The 17,613-nt window shown below is 44.1% G+C and carries 16 protein-coding genes; 7 read left to right on the top strand and 9 right to left on the bottom strand.

Annotated elements, in window-relative coordinates; translation table 11 throughout:
- The first annotated feature begins 14 nt into the window (after positions 1-14).
- Positions 15-749 carry a head GIN domain-containing protein gene (locus BLS64_RS11690; RefSeq protein ID WP_093113751.1) on the top strand — a complete coding sequence of 245 codons (735 nt, stop codon included), beginning with the start codon at positions 15-17 and terminating at the stop codon, positions 747-749.
- Between the two features lie 39 nt (positions 750-788).
- Here the strand turns inward: BLS64_RS11690 and BLS64_RS11695 are convergent, their stop codons facing one another.
- Both BLS64_RS11695 and BLS64_RS11700 read right to left on the bottom strand, forming a co-directional pair.
- A complete protein-coding gene (locus BLS64_RS11695; protein WP_093113750.1) occupies positions 789-2,129 on the bottom strand; it encodes an MFS transporter in 1,341 nt (446 codons plus the stop codon).
- A gap of 60 nt (positions 2,130-2,189) precedes the next feature.
- The gene (locus BLS64_RS11700; RefSeq protein WP_093113749.1) at positions 2,190-3,014 is read right to left on the bottom strand and encodes a M48 family metallopeptidase; all 825 of its coding nucleotides are present in this window, start codon (positions 3,012-3,014) and stop codon (positions 2,190-2,192) included.
- A 152-nt stretch (positions 3,015-3,166) separates the two neighbouring features.
- Between BLS64_RS11700 and BLS64_RS11705 the strand changes: the two genes are divergently transcribed.
- From BLS64_RS11705 to lpdA, 5 genes are all read left to right on the top strand, one after another.
- Positions 3,167-4,036 carry an alpha/beta fold hydrolase gene (locus BLS64_RS11705; RefSeq protein WP_093113748.1) on the top strand — a complete coding sequence of 290 codons (870 nt, stop codon included), beginning with the start codon at positions 3,167-3,169 and terminating at the stop codon, positions 4,034-4,036.
- A gap of 32 nt (positions 4,037-4,068) precedes the next feature.
- Complete coding sequence (gene msrB / locus BLS64_RS11710; protein WP_093113747.1) at positions 4,069-4,548, top strand: peptide-methionine (R)-S-oxide reductase MsrB; 480 nt, start codon at positions 4,069-4,071, stop codon at positions 4,546-4,548.
- A 66-nt stretch (positions 4,549-4,614) separates the two neighbouring features.
- Positions 4,615-5,019, top strand: a complete 405-nt coding sequence (gene msrB / locus BLS64_RS11715; protein WP_093113746.1) for a peptide-methionine (R)-S-oxide reductase MsrB — start codon at positions 4,615-4,617, stop codon at positions 5,017-5,019.
- 1 nt (position 5,020) lies between these two features.
- A complete protein-coding gene (locus BLS64_RS11720; protein ID WP_093113745.1) occupies positions 5,021-5,581 on the top strand; it encodes a hypothetical protein in 561 nt (186 codons plus the stop codon).
- Between the two features lie 161 nt (positions 5,582-5,742).
- Positions 5,743-7,134, top strand: coding sequence for a dihydrolipoyl dehydrogenase (gene lpdA / locus BLS64_RS11725; RefSeq protein ID WP_093113744.1), 1,392 nt, complete (start codon positions 5,743-5,745; stop codon positions 7,132-7,134).
- Positions 7,135-7,367: 233 nt separating this feature from the next.
- On the opposite strand, the gene BLS64_RS11730 is transcribed toward lpdA, so the two are convergent.
- The 5 genes from BLS64_RS11730 to BLS64_RS11750 all read right to left on the bottom strand — a co-directional run bounded on the left by BLS64_RS11730 (position 7,368) and on the right by BLS64_RS11750 (position 13,493).
- Complete coding sequence (locus BLS64_RS11730; RefSeq protein WP_093113743.1) at positions 7,368-7,697, bottom strand: GIY-YIG nuclease family protein; 330 nt, start codon at positions 7,695-7,697, stop codon at positions 7,368-7,370.
- Positions 7,698-7,883: 186 nt separating this feature from the next.
- Positions 7,884-9,347, bottom strand: coding sequence for an AAA family ATPase (locus BLS64_RS11735; protein WP_093113742.1), 1,464 nt, complete (start codon positions 9,345-9,347; stop codon positions 7,884-7,886).
- Positions 9,348-9,382: 35 nt separating this feature from the next.
- The gene (locus BLS64_RS11740) at positions 9,383-10,510 is read right to left on the bottom strand and encodes a vWA domain-containing protein (RefSeq protein ID WP_093113741.1); all 1,128 of its coding nucleotides are present in this window, start codon (positions 10,508-10,510) and stop codon (positions 9,383-9,385) included.
- Positions 10,511-10,577: 67 nt separating this feature from the next.
- Entirely contained in the window at positions 10,578-11,315 is a 738-nt protein-coding gene (locus tag BLS64_RS11745) for a Dph6-related ATP pyrophosphatase (protein WP_093113740.1), read from the bottom strand.
- A gap of 96 nt (positions 11,316-11,411) precedes the next feature.
- Complete coding sequence (locus BLS64_RS11750) at positions 11,412-13,493, bottom strand: acetate--CoA ligase family protein (protein ID WP_093113739.1); 2,082 nt, start codon at positions 13,491-13,493, stop codon at positions 11,412-11,414.
- A gap of 123 nt (positions 13,494-13,616) precedes the next feature.
- On the opposite strand from BLS64_RS11750, the gene BLS64_RS11755 reads away from it, so the two are divergent.
- On the top strand, positions 13,617-14,834 hold the full coding sequence (locus BLS64_RS11755; RefSeq protein WP_093113738.1) for an aminotransferase-like domain-containing protein: 1,218 nt from the start codon (positions 13,617-13,619) through the stop codon (positions 14,832-14,834).
- A gap of 287 nt (positions 14,835-15,121) precedes the next feature.
- On the opposite strand, the gene BLS64_RS11760 is transcribed toward BLS64_RS11755, so the two are convergent.
- Together BLS64_RS11760 and BLS64_RS11765 are read right to left on the bottom strand one after the other, a co-directional pair.
- Positions 15,122-15,721, bottom strand: coding sequence for an indolepyruvate oxidoreductase subunit beta (locus BLS64_RS11760; protein ID WP_093113737.1), 600 nt, complete (start codon positions 15,719-15,721; stop codon positions 15,122-15,124).
- Between the two features lie 24 nt (positions 15,722-15,745).
- The gene (locus BLS64_RS11765) at positions 15,746-17,359 is read right to left on the bottom strand and encodes a thiamine pyrophosphate-dependent enzyme (RefSeq protein WP_093113736.1); all 1,614 of its coding nucleotides are present in this window, start codon (positions 17,357-17,359) and stop codon (positions 15,746-15,748) included.
- Positions 17,360-17,613 lie beyond the last annotated feature (254 nt).

A 17,613-nucleotide genomic window follows, 5' to 3' on the forward strand; every position in this document is an offset into this window, starting at 1 on the left:
AAAATAAATTCAAAATGAAAAAAGCATTTTTTATCCTGGCGATTATAGCCTTTAGCTTCCAATCCACCCACGCCCAGTGGTGGTCAGGTTCAAAAGAAATTGAAGGTAACGGAAATATGGTAACCAAAACCCGAACAGTTTCTAATTATGACCAAGTGGCGCTGTTAGGTTCAATGGACGTGGAACTGGTGGCAGGCAAAGAAGGGAAGATCAGGGTAGAGGCCGAAGAGAACCTTCAGGAATACATCCTAACCGAAACTGAGGGTGATCGCCTGAAGATCTCAGTTAAAAAAGGTTATAATCTGGATCCTTCAAACAATAAGCCTATCAGGATAACTGTTCCTTTTGAAACTTTAGACGGTATTTACCTAACGGGATCGGGAGACATATTTACTTCAGACGAAATAAAATCCGAAAATTTTGAGGTCAGGATGACGGGATCCGGAGATATCAGGCTGGTTTTGGCAGCAAAGAATACTTCCGCAGGCATTACCGGATCAGGTGACATAAGCCTTCGAGGCACTACCCAGGATTTCGATTGCAAGGTTACCGGTTCCGGTGACATCAGCGCCTTCGATTTCAAAGCCAAAAGAGTGGATGCTACCGTTACAGGATCGGGAGACATTCAGGTCTATGCTTCCGAAGAAATTAAAGCGGTTGTGCCCGGTTCAGGAGACATTGAGTACAAAGGCAATCCTAAAAAAGAGGATTTCAGGACAATGGGTTCCGGCAGTGTCACTAAAAAATAAGATCACAAAAACAAACTTTTTGAGGCGGTTTGATTTCTATCATACCGTCTCTTTTTTTGGCTGCAGGTGCTCCCTTGGAACCCTTAACAGCAGGATCACTCCTATAAAAAAGAAGGCTGTGAGAAACAGTACCGAATACCGGATACTTCCGAAAACCTGAGCTACCATTCCATACAGCAGCATGCCAATAACGATCCCTATTTTTTCAGAAACATCATAAAAACTGAAAAAACTGGCGGTATCAAGAGTGCCTTCAGGGATCATTTTTGAATAAGTGGAACGCGAAAGTGTCTGAATTCCTCCCATCACCAAACCTACCAGCCCTGCTGCGATGTAGAACTGCATGGGCGTCCTTACGAAAAAAGCGTAAATGCATATGCCTATCCACACTAAATTTACGGCAATGAGGATGTTGATGTTCCCGAACTTTTCAGAAAGTCTTGAGGTTATGGTCGCCCCGGCTATGGCCACGAGCTGGATGAGCAAAATGCTCACGATCAACCCTATGGTGGAATCATCTCCCGCCCAGTTGACCTCTTCTATTCCGAAGTAGGTAGCGATCAGCATTACCGTCTGCACCGCCATACTATAAACAAAGAAAGCCCGCAGATACTTTTTTAACTGCGGATTGTGCTGAAGCGAATTCCAGATCTTTTTTAACTCCTTAAAGCCGTTGAAAAGCACCTCGTTTGAAAGCGTTTGCTTTTTGTTGCCCTTTGGAAGATAATAATAGGTGATCTGGCTAAAACCTATCCACCACACTCCGGTAAGGACAAACGACAAACGGGTAGGAAATGCCGAATCTTCAAAGCCGAACAGTTCAAAGTTCAGGATCATGAAAAGGCAAATGACCAGCAAGATCACGCTGCCTATGTAACCCATTGAAAAGCCTTTGGCGCTTACCTTGTCCTGTTGCTCTGGAAAGGCTATATCGGGCAAATAAGAATTATAGAAGACCAGGCTGGCCCAAAACCCTACCAGGGCCAGGAAATAACAAAGAAGCCCGAACCAAAGGTTTTCAAGATCGAACCAAAAGAGACCGATACAGGAAAGGGCGCCCATATAACAGAAGAACTTTAAAAAGTTCTTTTTGTTCCCAACATAATCTGCGATACCCGAAAGAAAGGGGCTCATGACCGCCACCACCAAAAAAGCGAGGGCAGTAACATAGCTAATAAGGGAATCATTGTTGAAGTCAAATCCTAATAACTGCACGCTATCGTCAACTATTTCACCCTGCTCGTTCTTCACAATGGTAAGGGCCGCATAAAAAATAGGGAAAACCGTAGAGGCGATGACCAGGCTATAAACAGAGTTGGCCCAATCATAAAATGCCCAGGCATTGAGCAGTTTTTTACTTCCTTTTGGGAGGTTCTTCATACAGGGGGAAATTAAAAGAGCTGCCAAAATTGGCAGCTCCTAAAATACTATTTTTAAAATTTATCCCTGGAAGGAGGTCACTCCATACTTTCGGGCTTCGGCTTTAGCCTCGGGCGCCCATCTTTCAATGTTCCTTATCCTGGTGTCTGAAGAAGGGTGAGTGCTCAGAAATTCCGGCGGAGCCTGTCCCCCAGATTGTGCCTGCATTCTTCTCCAAAGGTCGGCCGCTGCCATTGGGTCGTAACCTGCCATAGCCATTAAGGTCAAACCTATACGGTCTGCTTCAGATTCGTGGCTTCTGCTAAAAGGCAGCATAACTCCTACAGTAGAACCAAGACCATAAGCGGTATTGAAGATCTGACGGGTTTCATCGCTCTTTCCGCTAAGAGCAACATTTCCGGCAACTGCACCAAGCTGCTGCAACTGCGCCGCGCTCATCCTTTGCGCTCCGTGATCGGCCAGGGCGTGGGCCACCTCGTGGGCCATGATCGCAGCCACGCCGGTTTCATTCTTTGCTATAGGCATAATACCGGTGTAAAAGGCGATCTTACCGCCGGGCATGGCCCAGGCGTTCACCTGGTCATCTTTGATCAGGCTGAATTCCCATTTGTAGTCATCAAGATATCCCTGGTACCCGTTGGCATCAAGAAATCTTTTAGAGGCAGTGGCAATTTTCTGGCCTACATTTTTTATCATTCGAGATTCAGCAGTTCCGGTCACCACCTCATTTTCGGCTAATACCTGGTTGTACTGCTGAAAAGAGGCCGGGAAGATCTGGGAGTTTGGATAAAAGTTCAGGTTCTTTTCTCCGGTAAAAGGATTGGTTTTACAAGCCGCCACCATGAAAAAGAAACTTAGGACTATTGCTATTTGTTTAAATTTCATAATTATTGATTTTTGTTAAAGTTACTAAATCAAGTGTTGTTGATTTATGGCTTTAAACTAGGTTTAACAAAATACCTGCCAAATTGATAATGGCCCCTTTATATATTCTTTTTCGATCTCAAAATAATTAACTTGCAGGCTTATCTCTAAGCATGACCGCAAAAACAAAAGACAATACTCCAGTACAAAGGCTCCTGGTGCCTTCTTACATATTGGCTATCTCCAAACTGCTTACCATCGTTTCTCCATTCCTGGCCAGCAGGTTTGCAGCGAAACTTTTCCTCACCCCTTTTAGATACAAACTACCCGAGCGGGAAAGAGAAATGGATGAGAACAGCAGGCAAACAAAGCTTACAGTACCCTCAATAAACAGGGAGGTTGTGGTCTATGAATATGGTGATTCTTCCAGAAAAATACTTCTTGCACACGGCTGGAGCGGCAGGGGCACACAGCTTTCTGTAATGGCGAAAACACTGTTACAGCAAGGCTATAGCGTGGTGAGTTTTGATGCCCCCGCCCACGGCAAAGCCCCCGGTAAATGGAGCATGATGCCCTTTTTCATTGAAACAATTCATTACCTGGAACAGGAATACGGACCGTTCGAAGCAGCCATTGGCCATTCCCTGGGAGGCATGTCCTGTTTAAAGGCTGTAAAAGATGGCCTGGACATCGAGAAACTGGTGATAATTGGAACTGCGAACAGCGTAACCCATATTACTCGTGAATTTGCCCATAACATGAAGATGAACGAGAAGGTGGCCAAGAAGATGAAAAAATACTTCGACAGGAAGTTTGGGGAGGATATGGATAACTATTCAGGTGCGGTCTCTGCGAAAAACGTACATATACCTACTCTGGTGATCCACGATGAGCATGATGTCGATGTTCATATCAGCTCAGCTCATGAGATCACAGAGAACCTTGAGAACGGGGAACTATATATTACGGAAGAATTGGGTCACCGGCGCATTTTAGGAGATCAAAAAGTAATTAACAAAATCATTGAATTCCTTTCGGTATAGTTCTTGCATCTTTCCCCAGAAAGAGCCGCAAAATGAAAAATTACCTCCTTTTAATATTGCTTGTTCTTGCTGTAAGCTGTAACGGAAACGCGCAGCGTGACCAGGAAGAGAAATATCCTTTAACAAAGTCTGAAGCTGAATGGAAAGCGGAACTAAGTCCGCAGGAATTCCAGGTGCTTCGGAAAAAAGGAACCGAACCTGCTTTTTCCAGCGAACTGAATGACATTGAAGAGCCGGGAACCTTTGTATGCGCTGCCTGCGGAAATGCCCTGTACAGAACTGAAAACAAGTTTGACAGCGGCACCGGATGGCCAAGTTTCGACAGACCTATTGATGAAGATAGTGTGGATTACCGGCCAGACAAGATCAATGGATATTCTGCTACCGAAGTGGTCTGCGCCAATTGCGGTGGCCATTTGGGACACGTCTTTAATGACGGGCCAAAAGAAACTACAGGAAAAAGGCATTGCATCAATGGGGTAGCAATGGATTTTATCCCCGATAATGAATAGCTAAAGTTTACAAATAGTTTAAGAGGCTTTAACCGGCGCATTCCTTATTTTTAAAAGAAACACCTTATGAAAAAGCGATATCCAGTAGAACATTCCGAAGCAGAGTGGCGGGAAAGACTTACCGAAGAACAGTACAGGGTACTGCGCCAAAAAGGAACAGAGGCGCCTCATTCAGGAAAATACAACCTCCACTTTCAGGATGGGGAATACCATTGTGCCGCCTGTGGCGCCAAGTTGTTTGAAAGCCCCCACAAATTTGAAAGCAACTGCGGCTGGCCAAGTTTTGACGATGCCATTGAAGGCAGCGTAGAATATGTGCAGGACAGGAGCCACGGCATGGTAAGAACAGAGATCCTTTGCGCCAACTGCGGAAGCCATCTTGGCCACGTCTTTGACGATGGCCCCACACAAACCGGTCAGCGTTACTGCGTAAACTCGGCCAGTATAGATTTTGAAACTAAAACCGAATAATATGAAACCAATTTATTTTTTACTGAGCTTTGTGCTCATCGCCTTCACCTCCTGTTCAGATGACGGGGAGATTGGCCCGCAGGGACCACAAGGACCCCAGGGAGAACCCGGAGTTAACATCGCAGGAACTGTTTTTGACGTTCAGGGTGATTTCACAGATGCCAACGAGTACACTTTATTCGTAGATTTTGCAGAATTCACTGATGTCGAGGTATTAGAATCTGATGTTGTTCTGGTATATCTACGAGTAGGAACTGATGGAGAAGCAGGCGGGGAACCTGTGTATGTATGGAGGCTGCTGCCTCAAACCTATTACTTAGAAGGCGGAGAAACCATGCAGTATAATTATGATTATACATTTTTTGACGCCACCGTTTTTCTTGATGCGAGCGTAGACTTGGCCACTCTTGGCCCTGAATTCACAGATGACCAGGTATTCCGGATCGCCATCCTTCCGGCTGATTTTGCCCAGGATACCGGTGTAGACGTATCAAACTACGAAGCGGTCATGTCTGCCCTGGATATTCAGGAAAGTGAAATTCCGCAGCTGGAACTTCAGTAATTCCACAAAAAGATTTTTAAAAGCTCCTTTTACAGGAGCTTTTTTTATGGCTTCCATACGAGCTTTTTACATTATGGTTTTCCTAAAGGTCAATTTCTTTAGGTTTATAGTTTAATTCCGTAAATTCGCTGTCTTAAATTCAGTTACAAAAATTTCCAGATATGAGTAAATACGATATCATTGTTTTAGGAAGTGGCCCGGGTGGATACGTTACCGCCATCAGAGCTTCACAATTAGGTTTCAAAACCGCTATTATCGAAAAAGAAAACCTGGGTGGAGTTTGCCTTAACTGGGGTTGTATTCCTACTAAAGCACTTTTGAAGAGTGCACAGGTATTTGACTATTTAAATCACGCCGAAGACTACGGACTTAAAGTAGACAAAGTTGAAAAGGATTTTGGCGCCGTTATAAAAAGAAGCCGAAATGTGGCCGATGGAATGAGCAAAGGTGTTCAGTTCCTAATGAAGAAGAACAAAATCGACGTGATCGAAGGCTTCGGAAAATTAAAGCAAGGAAAAAAAGTCGCAGTAACCGGAAAAGACAATAAAACTACAGAATATTCTGCAGACCATATCATTATTGCTACCGGTGCTCGCTCCAGAGAACTTCCAAACCTTCCGCAGGACGGGAAGAAAGTGATCGGGTACCGTGAAGCGATGACCCTGGAGAAACAACCAAAATCCATGATCGTGGTTGGTTCCGGAGCTATTGGAGTTGAGTTCGCTCATTTCTACAAAAGCATGGGAACAGAAGTTACCATAGTAGAATTCCTACCAAACCTTGTACCTCTTGAAGATGAAGAAGTTTCAAAACAATTTGAACGCAGCTTCAAAAAGGCCGGAATTAAGGTAATGACCAGTTCTTCGGTGGAGAGCGTGGACACTTCAGGTAAAACTGTAAAAGCAAAAGTTAAGACCAAAAAAGGAGAAGAAACTCTTGAGGCAGACGTGGTGCTTTCAGCAGTGGGTATCAAAACCAACATCGAAAATATCGGTCTTGAGGAGCTAGGCATTAAAACCGATAAGGACAAGATCCTTGTAAATGACTTCTACCAGACTAATGTTCAGGGGATCTACGCCATTGGGGATGCCGTACCCGGACCTGCTCTTGCACACGTTGCTTCTGCGGAAGGAATTACCTGTGTTGAGAAGATCAAAGGAATGAACGTAGAGCCTATCGACTACGGAAATATCCCCGGATGTACCTATGCTACTCCTGAGATCGCTTCTGTTGGTATGACCGAAAAACAAGCCAAAGAAGCCGGATACGAACTGAAGATCGGGAAGTTCCCGTTCTCAGCTTCCGGGAAAGCAAAAGCTGCCGGCACTCCTGACGGATTTGTAAAAGTGATCTTTGATGCGAAATACGGCGAATGGTTAGGCTGCCACATGATAGGCGCCGGCGTAACCGACATGATCGCAGAAGCCGTTCTTGGCCGTAAACTGGAAACTACAGGTCATGAAGTATTGAAAGCTATCCACCCTCACCCAACTATGAGTGAAGCGGTTATGGAAGCCGTGGCCGATGCTTACGATGAAGTAATTCATTTGTAGTATTGAGTATTCAGTACTGAGTATTAAGAATTCAGTTTGGTAAATAGTAAACCCTCCAAAAATGAACTTTTCGGAGGGTTTTTTATGGAACATATTTTAACCGTCATGCTGAACTTGTTTCAGCATCTTTAAGTATCAAAGTGAAAAAACCTTGGAATAAATTAAGGTGACGTGGGGAACTTCCGAAACCTCATACTCTCTCTAACCGTCATGCTGAACTCGTTTCAGCATTATTATGATCGGAAGTAAAAGACCTTGAAATAAATTGAGGGCCACGGGTATAACTCATCAAAAAGATCTTTAAGTTCAGGGTTATTTGATTTTATTAAATTCCATTTCCACTCCTTATGCCAGTTTTTTAACTGTTTTTCCCTTGCTATGGCTTGATCTATCGCTGTATATTCTTCAAAGTATAATAAAACCTGTAACCCATACTTTCTTGTAAAATTAGATCCTGTACCATTTTTATGTTGAGTAATTCTTGAAATGAGATCAGCAGTCACACCTATGTAGAGCATGGTTCTCGACTTGTTCGAGAGAAGATATGTATAGCTCTTTTTCATGGCCCGAAGAAAGCGTTAACCAATTTTCTATAGGTCCTTCATGTTAGTAGACCCTGAAACAAGTTCAGGGTGACGTCTTCCAGCCTTTTCATCGTCACGCTGAACTTGTTTCAGCACTTTCGAAGCCGAAGAACAGATTTCACAAGGAAATCAAGGGTAAACATTAAACCTTAAACTTTAAACTTTTTAAAGTCCGCTTATATAGCTTCCGTAAATATCCTTAAACTGCACCCCTTCAGCAAAGCGGTGCTTGTTGAGCTTTTTGTACTCCACCAGGCCCCAAAGAATGAACTCCTTCAGGAAGTATCGGTCTTCTTTTGAAGTTTCAGGTTGGTATTTATCGATGAGTTTTTCCAGTGCGGGAATGGAATCCAGCGCTTTTTTATATTCCTTATCTGAAGTCTCATCCAGCAACTCGAAACCGTTTTCAGAAAAGAACCATTCCACCACTTCAGCATAAGGATCCTCATCATCAGGTTTGCTAAGTTTTTCTATCTTCGGAAATAGCCTCGGAAACAAGGTTCTTACAGCATCTCCTATCAGCTGCAACGCAACCTCGGCACTTCCCTCCTGCTCTCCTTCATACACCAGCTCTATCTTTCCGGTAATGGAAGGAATGACTCCCAGAAAATCCCCAAACCTCAGCAGGGTTTGCGACTCTCCGTTCTTCAATGCTCTCCTTTCTGCAGTACTCAACAGGTTCTCATAAGCTGTAATGCTCAACCGGGCGCTGATCCCGCTGCGAACATCTATATATTCGTGTTCACGAGCTTCAAAACTTATCTGCTCCAGCAGATCTTTGGCGAGATCGGGCACATGCACCATTTTTATTTGCTCCTCATCCAGTTTAGCCTCCTGGGCCGTGATCTTTTTGGCGGTTTCAAGGTTGAGAGGATAATGCGTAAGGATCTGTGAACCGATTCTGTCTTTTAGAGGAGTAACAATGCTACCGCGGTTGGTGTAATCTTCGGGATTAGCGGTGAACACGAATTGCATGTCCAGCGGCAATCTTAATTTGAAACCGCGTATTTGAATATCGCCTTCCTGTAAAATATTGAAAAGGGCCACCTGTATCCTTGCCTGAAGATCTGGCAGCTCGTTGATCACAAAAATGCTGCGGTTTGCCCGCGGGATCATTCCGAAGTGGATCACCCGGTCATCGGCATAGCTGAGCTTTAAATTGGCCGCCTTGATGGGGTCCACATCTCCAATGATATCGGCAACAGTAACATCGGGAGTGGCCAGTTTTTCAAAGAATCGGTCGTTTCTGTGCACCCAGGCGATGGGAGTATCATCTCCCTTCTCTTCCAGCAGCTGTTTAGCGTACCGGGAAATTGGATGAAAAGGATCATCATTGATCTCTGAACCTTCTACAATGGGCATCCACTCGTCCAGCAGGTTCACCATCATCCTGGCGAGCCTTGTCTTTGCCTGTCCTCTAAGGCCCAGGAGGTTGATATTATGTTTGGAGAGTATTGCCCGCTCCAGTTCCGGGATCACGGTATGCTCATATCCGTGAATTCCTTCAAAAGCAGGTTCATTCCTGCGGATCTTCTCCAACAGATTTTGCCTTAACTCCTCTTTTATGCTCCTGCTTTTATATCCCGATCTCTTGAGATCTCCAAATGTTTTGATGTTCTCCTTCTCCATATTCTGTTTTTATTCTTTTCAAAATGTATTCTATGCTATCCCTTTATCCTCTTCTTCCTGTTTGTTTCATAGTCTTCGAAGATCATTTCGCCGAGGCCTTTCAACCCGGTGAAAAAGGCTTTTCCCTGATTGGCCTGGGTAAACTCTCTCACAAAACGTTCGAGGTACGGATCTTTGGCTATCATAAAAGTGGTAATGGGAATGTGCAGTTTCCTCGCCTGTCGGGCGGCATTGTAACACTGCTCTACTATGTAAGGATCCAGCCCCACGGGATTTTTATAGTAGTTCCCATCCCTCTCGCGAATGCAGCTGGGTTTCCCATCGGTGATCATGAAGATCTGCTTATTGGTGTTTCTTTTTCTTCGCAGAAGGTCCATGGCTAGCTGCAAGCCCGCAACCGTGTTGGTGTGGTAAGGTCCTACCTTTAAATAGGGCAGATCGGCGATCGATACCGTCCAGGCATCATTCCCGAAAACCAGTACATCCAAAGTGTCTTTGGGATATCGGGTGGTGATCAGCTCTGCCAGGGCCATGGCCACTTTTTTGGCGGGAGTGATTCGGTCTTCGCCGTACAGGATCATACTGTGACTGATGTCGATCATCAGGACCGTGCTCATCTGACTTTTATGGTGGGTTTCCTCCACCACGAGATCATCCTCGGTCATTCTAAAATCATCGGCACCGTGATGGATCTGTGCATTCCGAAGAGACTCTGTCATTGAGATCTTATCCAAAGAATCTCCGTAGTTATAGCTTCTGAACTCCCCCGTATGCTCATCTCCCAGCCCCTGATGCTTGGTGGTGTGAGAACCTGAACGGCTTTTTCGCAGCCTGCCGAAGATCTGGTTTAAGGCCTGTTGTCTTATGGCCCGTTCGGTCTTGGCCGTAATAGACATTCCGCCTTTGCCGTCGGGATCGATCTCTTCACGGATGTACCCTTTTTTCTTCAGGTCTTCAATAAAGTCATCTATGCCGTAATCCTCATCGGTAAGTTTATATTCCTGGTCCAGCTGCCGAAGCCAGTCAATAGCCTCATCAAAATCTCCCGAAGTATGGGTGATCAATTCTTTGAAGATCTCGAAAAGCTTGTCAAACGGTGACTGCGCCTCATCCTCATATTTTTGGAACACAAATCCTCTCCGCATTGTCTCTTTCTTTTCCATAGCTTAAAGTTAAGGGATTCCTTTTGCATTCTGAAAAGCGGCAACTGCGAAACCGGATAAAGTTATGTTAAGAATTGCTTTTTTCGGGCAGCAGGTCACAATACCAGAAACGGGTATCCCAGCTTTGCTGTTCTTCGGCAAAGCAGTCATCATCCTTGCTTTTTGAAGGCTGGTAAGATCGCTCCACTATTTCTCCTTTTTGGAAAGGAACCGGAAACTTAAAGTTCGGCCCGTCATACACGAAGCTGTGAAACTCCCCGTTCTCGCCGGCAGGATCAACTTCAGGAGGAAGTTCGGCTAAAAATTCTTGGTCTATCACCCTTCCGCAGAAAGATTCATCTAAAACTTTGGCATTGACGCAAAGGGTGATCGCCCTGAAGCCGGCTTTCAGAAAATCTTTCATGAGCTGTGAAGTATCTTTCTTCCAGAGCGGAAAAACCGCCTGCAAACCTGCTTTTTGAAGCTGCTGCTCCCTGTACTCCCGCAGATCTTCCAGGAAGATATCGCCGAAAACACTGTGGGTAAATCCTTGCGACCGCAGGTAGTCGGTGGCTTGTTGCATGATGTCATTATACACCGGCATAGAGACATTCCCCGGCAGCTCAATGATCTCCAAAGGAATTCCCAGGCTTTTTGCCTGCTGCTGTAAAAGTTCCTTTCTCAATCCGTGCATGGAAATACGATTGGTCTCAGTATTGACCGAGGTGACCAGCTTTTCAACCGAATATTCTTTTCCCTGTTGCAAAAGATGTAAAGCATGGGCCGCATCTTTCCCGCTGCTCCAGTTCAAAAAGGCTTTCTTCATAGGGTGTTTTTGTAAAGGTAAAAGATTTCAAAAAAGAAACGCCCCATAATGGAGCGTTATAAAAAGATTACATTATTCTGATATAAAGAATCTCGTTCACCTTGCAGGCTGCAGTTCAGTTTCGGTTTTCTCCAGGCGGATACGTACATCTACAGCGATAAGATCATTTTCAGTGGCCATGAGCGGATTGAGGTCTAATTCTGCAATTTCGGGAACTGTCATCAAAAGATCTGAGAGCTTCACAATAGCGTCAGCAAACGCCGGGATATTTATCCCTTTTTGGCCCCTTACACCTTTTAATATTGGATAGGCCTTCAAGTCATTGATCATTTTTAAAGCCTCTTCTTCTGAAACAGGGATCATGGATGTGCTGATGTCTTTCAATACTTCCACAAAAATTCCTCCCAGGCCGCACAAGATAACGTGCGGATAATTACCTTCTTTTTTTGCTCCTATGAACAATTCCTTTCCGTTGATCATTGGCTGGATCATAACCGAAACTGCTCCTTCGATCTGCATTAGCTTATGGAAGCTATCGAATAATTCAGTTTGACTGGAGACATTTAATATTACCCCTCCAACATCCGATTTGTGCAGTGGGCCTTCCACTTTAAGAACTACCGGAAAAGTGATGGACTTCATAATTTTATTTAGGCCGGCTTCAGAAGTAACCTGATGCGGGGTCGCAAATTTTATTCCCGCAAGCTTCAGCAGGCGAACAGCTGCTTCGGTTGGCATGTATCCTTCGGGATGGCTATTTATCAGTTCTCTTATTTCTTCGGAAGGTCCAATATCGAAATCCCCGGTTTTTTGACTCAGCAAAGTATGGTTGTAAACTTTAGCCAAAGCACTTCCGAAGAGAACCTCATCAGGAAACGCGATATTTCCCTTTTTTATAAAATTGTCGATTTCACCCTTCACGTTCACCACCGATGGTAAAACGGCATAGATCGGTTTTTTTGAAATCCTGATCTTTTGATCGAGCACTTCATAAACATCTTCCACAGTCGTCAGGCCCGGACTACCAAAAATGACGGTCATCGCATCAATTTCGGGGCTATTTTCACAAAACTCGATAATGGCTTCTAACTGCTGAGCGTTCCCCGTAGCTAAAAAATCGATTGGGTTTGAAACCGACGAGCCATCGAACAACTGGCTCAACAGAATTTCACTTTCTTTTCCTTTTAATTGCGGAATTTTTAATCCGTTCTTTGACAGGACATCGGTCAGCATAACTGCCGGTCCGCCCGCATGGGTGATGATCGCAATATTCTTCCCTTCAGATTCTTTTTGCTGAAGTATTCCGGCAACCGTGATCAATTCATTTCTGCCATAACAGCGGATGATTCCCGCTTTTTTGAACAGGGTATCTACAAAAACATCCGAATTCGCTATAGCTCCCGTATGCGAAGAAGCCGCGCGGTTTCCCTCTTCCGAACTTCCCGCCTTTATAGCCGCTATTTTACAGCCTTTCCTGATCAAGGAAGAGGTGTGCTTTAAAAACTTAAGCGGATCCTTGATACTCTCTATATAAAGCAGTTTAACTTTGGAACTTTTTTGGAGATCAAAAGAGTGATCCAAAAATTCCAGGATCTCCTCCACTCCTATTTGGGCACTGTTCCCTACGGTATAGATACTCGAAAAAGTCAGTCCCATGCTTTTTGCCGCTTCGATTATAAAAACGGCGGTCGCACCAGAACCCGATATAAAATCAACTCCTTTTTCATCGAGTCTGGGGATTGGAGTGGTGAAAACTCCGGTGTAATGTTTATTGATCAACCCAATGTTATTAGGGCCTAAAAGGCTTCCCCCTGCTTCCCTGATCATTCCCGCGACCTCCTTTTCCAACCTGGCGCCACTTTCATCCTTTTCACTGAACCCGGCCGAAAAAATGATGAAGCCTTTAGTATTCTTGCTTTGGGTAAGGACCTTTACAGCTTCAGGAACATACTTTGCCGCAATGGCAATTATGGCCAGGTCTGTTTCGGGAATGTCATTGATATCTCTGTAAGAGGTGATCCCCTGCACAACATCTTTCTTGGGGTTGATCACCAACAATTTTCCCTGAAAATGATGATCTATCAGGTTTTTCAGAACTCTGCCGCCGGGGCTGTGTATATTATCTGAACCCCCAACAACAACAATGCTTTCGGGACGAATCAATTTTGAATGAAGCATAAAACACAAGAATTTTAATAACTGTAAAGGAAGCCAATAAAAATAGGTTTTAAACTGACCTTTATCAGCATCTGTTTGATTGCATCTTTGTTAATTTGATAAGACAGTCAAATACTTCAGCCTATGTACGCATTTTCAAAGGCAGTTAATTCCATTCATTCAGAAGACGTTAAAAAATTGATGAAACAGGCTTCAGGAAAGAACCTGATCTCATTTGCCGGCGGTATGCCGAACAATGATCTGTTTCCGGTAGAACAGATCGATGAGATCTATAATTCTTTGCCAGAAGACATCAAAAAGTTATGTTTTCAATACGGCCCCACCTCCGGTTATCCGCCTCTTGTCAATTCTCTACAGAGCTACCTGGAAAACAAAGGTGTGGCTGTTGGTGATAATAAAATTCTGATCACCACCGGTTCGCTGCAGGCCATATCCATCATAACCCAGGAATTCGTCAACGAAGGAGATATCATACTTACTGAAAATCCCTGTTTTGTTGGAGCTTTGACGGTTTTTGAGACTGCCGGCGCTGAGATCCACAGCATCCCGATCGATAAAGATGGGATCGATATAAAAGCTTTAAAGAATAAGATTGCTTCCTTAGACCGAAAGCCTAAATTCTTATATGTCACCCCTAATTATCATAATCCGGCCGGGATCATTTACACCCCCGAAAGAAAAAGGGAACTCCTAGAGGTGTTATCAGGTACAGGGATAATCCTAGTGGAAGATGATGCTTACAGCGACCTGTATTTCGATCAGGCTGAAAAACACCTTACCAGATCTATGAAATCATTCGGGGTGCAAGATGTGGAGATCATATACACAGGTTCATTTTCAAAGATACTTGGCCCCGGCTTTAGGTTAGGCTTTATGCTTTCTTCGGAAGAGATCTTCGATAAAGCGGAGACCGTAAAACAGGCGCTGGATGCCTGCACTTCCAATTTCATGCAGATCATTGCCAATGAATTTTTGACCCGGAACAAGCTGGAACCTTACCTGAAGTTTTTGAGAAACGAATATTCTGACCGGAAGAATTTGCTCCAAAAACACCTGAAAACCTATATGCCGCCAGAGATCACCTGGAACGAACCAAAGGGAGGATTTTACACCTGGCTCAAATTACCTTCTCATGTTAGGTCAACAGACATCTTTAAGGAAAGTGTTGCCAGGGGCGTTGTTTTTGTAACGGGCAGGACCTTTGATCCTGCAAGTAAAAAGGATGACAGGCTGCGGCTTTCTTTTTCAAATATGCCGAAAGATCAAATTGAAAAGGGAGTTAAGATCTTGTCTGAAGCAATAAAACATGTACTTCAGAATTCTAAAATGGTGATTTCATAATGAATCCTATACCAGGATTTTTCTTGGGAAGGATCTTTTTTGTAAGTGTAGTGCTCCACCGGCGTTAAAAATTTTTGAAGCCTTGGAGAAGATTTAGTCGGGGGAGCACGGTCCTAATTTTGCAGGAGCAAAATTGGAAACACCTATCAAAAAAGTGTCCTTTTTTTGGTTCGTTTTGCCTGCATCCGACGACCGAAGGGAGAGGAATGCACAACAAAAAAATGAACAATCATGAAAAGACCGACTTTTACAATACAGGAATTGCTATAGCTTCTTCTGTAATCGAATTACTTGCTAGCAGCCAAATCAGTAATTCCTTCAGCTACTTTTTTCCCTTCCGCAAAAGCTTCCAGGTTCAGCTTAATGATCCTTTCACTCTTGTGCTGAAACAACTCCTTAATAGCTTTGACCAGGCTGTCTTCAGATAAAGGGATAATGGCAGAAGCCGCTCCCAGCAGTACCATATTGGCAGCTTTTGAATTACCGATCTTTTTAGCGATCTCAGTTGCATCTACGATCACATGGTTAGGATGTTTTTTGATCTGGTTAAAAAGCTCCTTTTTATCCGGGTAATTGGAAGTATTGATAAAGGATTCTGAATCGGTCACCAGCCACCCGTCTTTCTTTAAAAAGGGCATATATCTCAACAATTCCATGGGTTCTACCGATAAGATGAGATCGGCCTGCCCTTCCGGGATGAGATCGGAAAAAATTTCCTTGTCAGATATTCTCACGTGGGACTGAACGGCCCCGCCGCGCTGGCTCATTCCGTGAACTTCCGATTGCTTGATAAATAAATCTTCACTTAAAGCTGCAGTATCCAGAACCGCAGCAATGGTCAGGATACCCTGCCCCCCGACCCCGGATAATATTATGTTCGTTTTCATCTGTTTCTGTTGATTTATAAAACTTTAGTTCAATGCCGCGATCTTGGCTTTGATCACTTCTTTTTGATCCCTGGACAATCTCACGCAGGGCCTTTCAGAAATAATGACCGAAACCCCTTTGTACTTCAATTCATTCCGAAGTACTTCTACGTTTTCATCGTGATTCTTTTTCAGCGGCACAATTGTCTTCAGGTGATCCGGATGAACTCCAAGACCCAAACAGATCTTGTGCAACCTGCCTACCGCTGTCGATTCCTGGGCTCCTGTCATCGCAACAGCCGAGTTGTCTGAAATGATCACCGTAATGGGAGAGTTCTCATAAACGGCATCTAAAAGCCCGGTCATCCCCGAATGCGTAAAAGTGGAATCGCCAATTACAGCAATGGCATTGTCCATTCCCGCATCCGCAGCTCCTTTTGCCATGGTTATGGAGGCTCCCATGTCGATCAAAGTATTGACGGTATTCATTGGCGGCAAGGCCCCGAGAGCGTAACAGCCAATATCCCCAAACACATTCTTGTCCCCTATTTCTCGGATCACTTCGTTGATGGTGTTGAAAAGGTCTGTATGTCCACAACCATCACAAAGCTGCGGTGGCCTGGGTGTGACCACCGAAGGAACGGGTTCAGTGCTGTTTTGGAAAAGCCCTAAAGCCCTCCCGACAATATTTGGGTTAAGCTCTCCTGTCCTGGGGAGATCACCAGATAACCTTCCTTTAATTTTATCATTTTCATCAAAATAATTGTGCAACAGCTCTTCTACAATAGGGTAACCCTCTTCCATGACGATGATTTTGTCACAGTGCCGGTACAAGGCTTGTATCTTTTCTTTAGGTAAAGGATACTGTGATATCTTAAGAATGGAATAAAAAGATAGATCTTCTCCAATATTTTCCATTAAATAATTGTAGGCCAGCCCACAGGCAATGATCCCTGTGTTCCTGTTCTCACTCAACCTCAGGCTATTTAAATTGGAGGTTTCAGAACAATGAACAAGTGTGTCTTTCTTACTAACAAGCAGGTCAAACTGTTTCCGGGCATTGCTGGGAAGTAAGGCAAATCGTGAGGTGTCTCGCGGTAAATCTATTTCGTTTTGATCTCTTCTTTGCTTTACTTTTATTCCCGCGCGGGAATGCGACAGGCGGGTAACCATTCTTAGCAAGACCGGTAGTTTTACATCTTCGGAAAGGTCAAAGGCATAAGACATAACATCATAAGCTTCCTGCTGGCTAGAAGGTTCCAGAATGGGGATCATCGCGAATTTTCCATAAAAACGGGAATCCTGTTCATTCTGTGAGGAGTGCATGGAGGGATCATCGGCTACCACCACCACCAGGCCGCCGTTAATTCCGGAGACCGCCATGTTCATGAAAACATCTGAAGCTACGTTCAAGCCCACATGCTTCATCACCACCATCGACCTTTTGCCGACATAGGACATACCTAAAGCAGCTTCCATGGCCGTTTTTTCGTTGACCGACCAGGTGGTGTGGATCTTTAACTCCTGCGCAAGTTTTGACTTTTGAATGTATTCTGTTATTTCAGTTGAAGGTGTGCCGGGATAAGCATAAACACCAGATAACCCGGCATCTATACTGCCCTGAGCCAGTGCCTCGTTACCTAATAGAAGACTTTTCATCTGTAAAAAATTATTGGTTTTATAGGTCAGATGGAATGCCTTTTAATCGTAGGCATTCACAAAAACGCTGTTCATTGTGCTGCCTAATTTAAAAGTATCAGGGCTCTTAGAGTATGACCTGTGTCATACCTTGCTATTATTTAAGATCATTAGTTATTTCCTTCGGAAAGTGAGGACAAAATAAAATTTGTTCATTTCTGAAGAGGATTCAGAAATGGCTTTTTTAAAAGATATTTAGGCTAAAATCTTTTTAT

It is taken from the genome of Salinimicrobium catena, assembly GCF_900102915.1.
Taxonomy (GTDB): domain Bacteria; phylum Bacteroidota; class Bacteroidia; order Flavobacteriales; family Flavobacteriaceae; genus Salinimicrobium; species Salinimicrobium catena.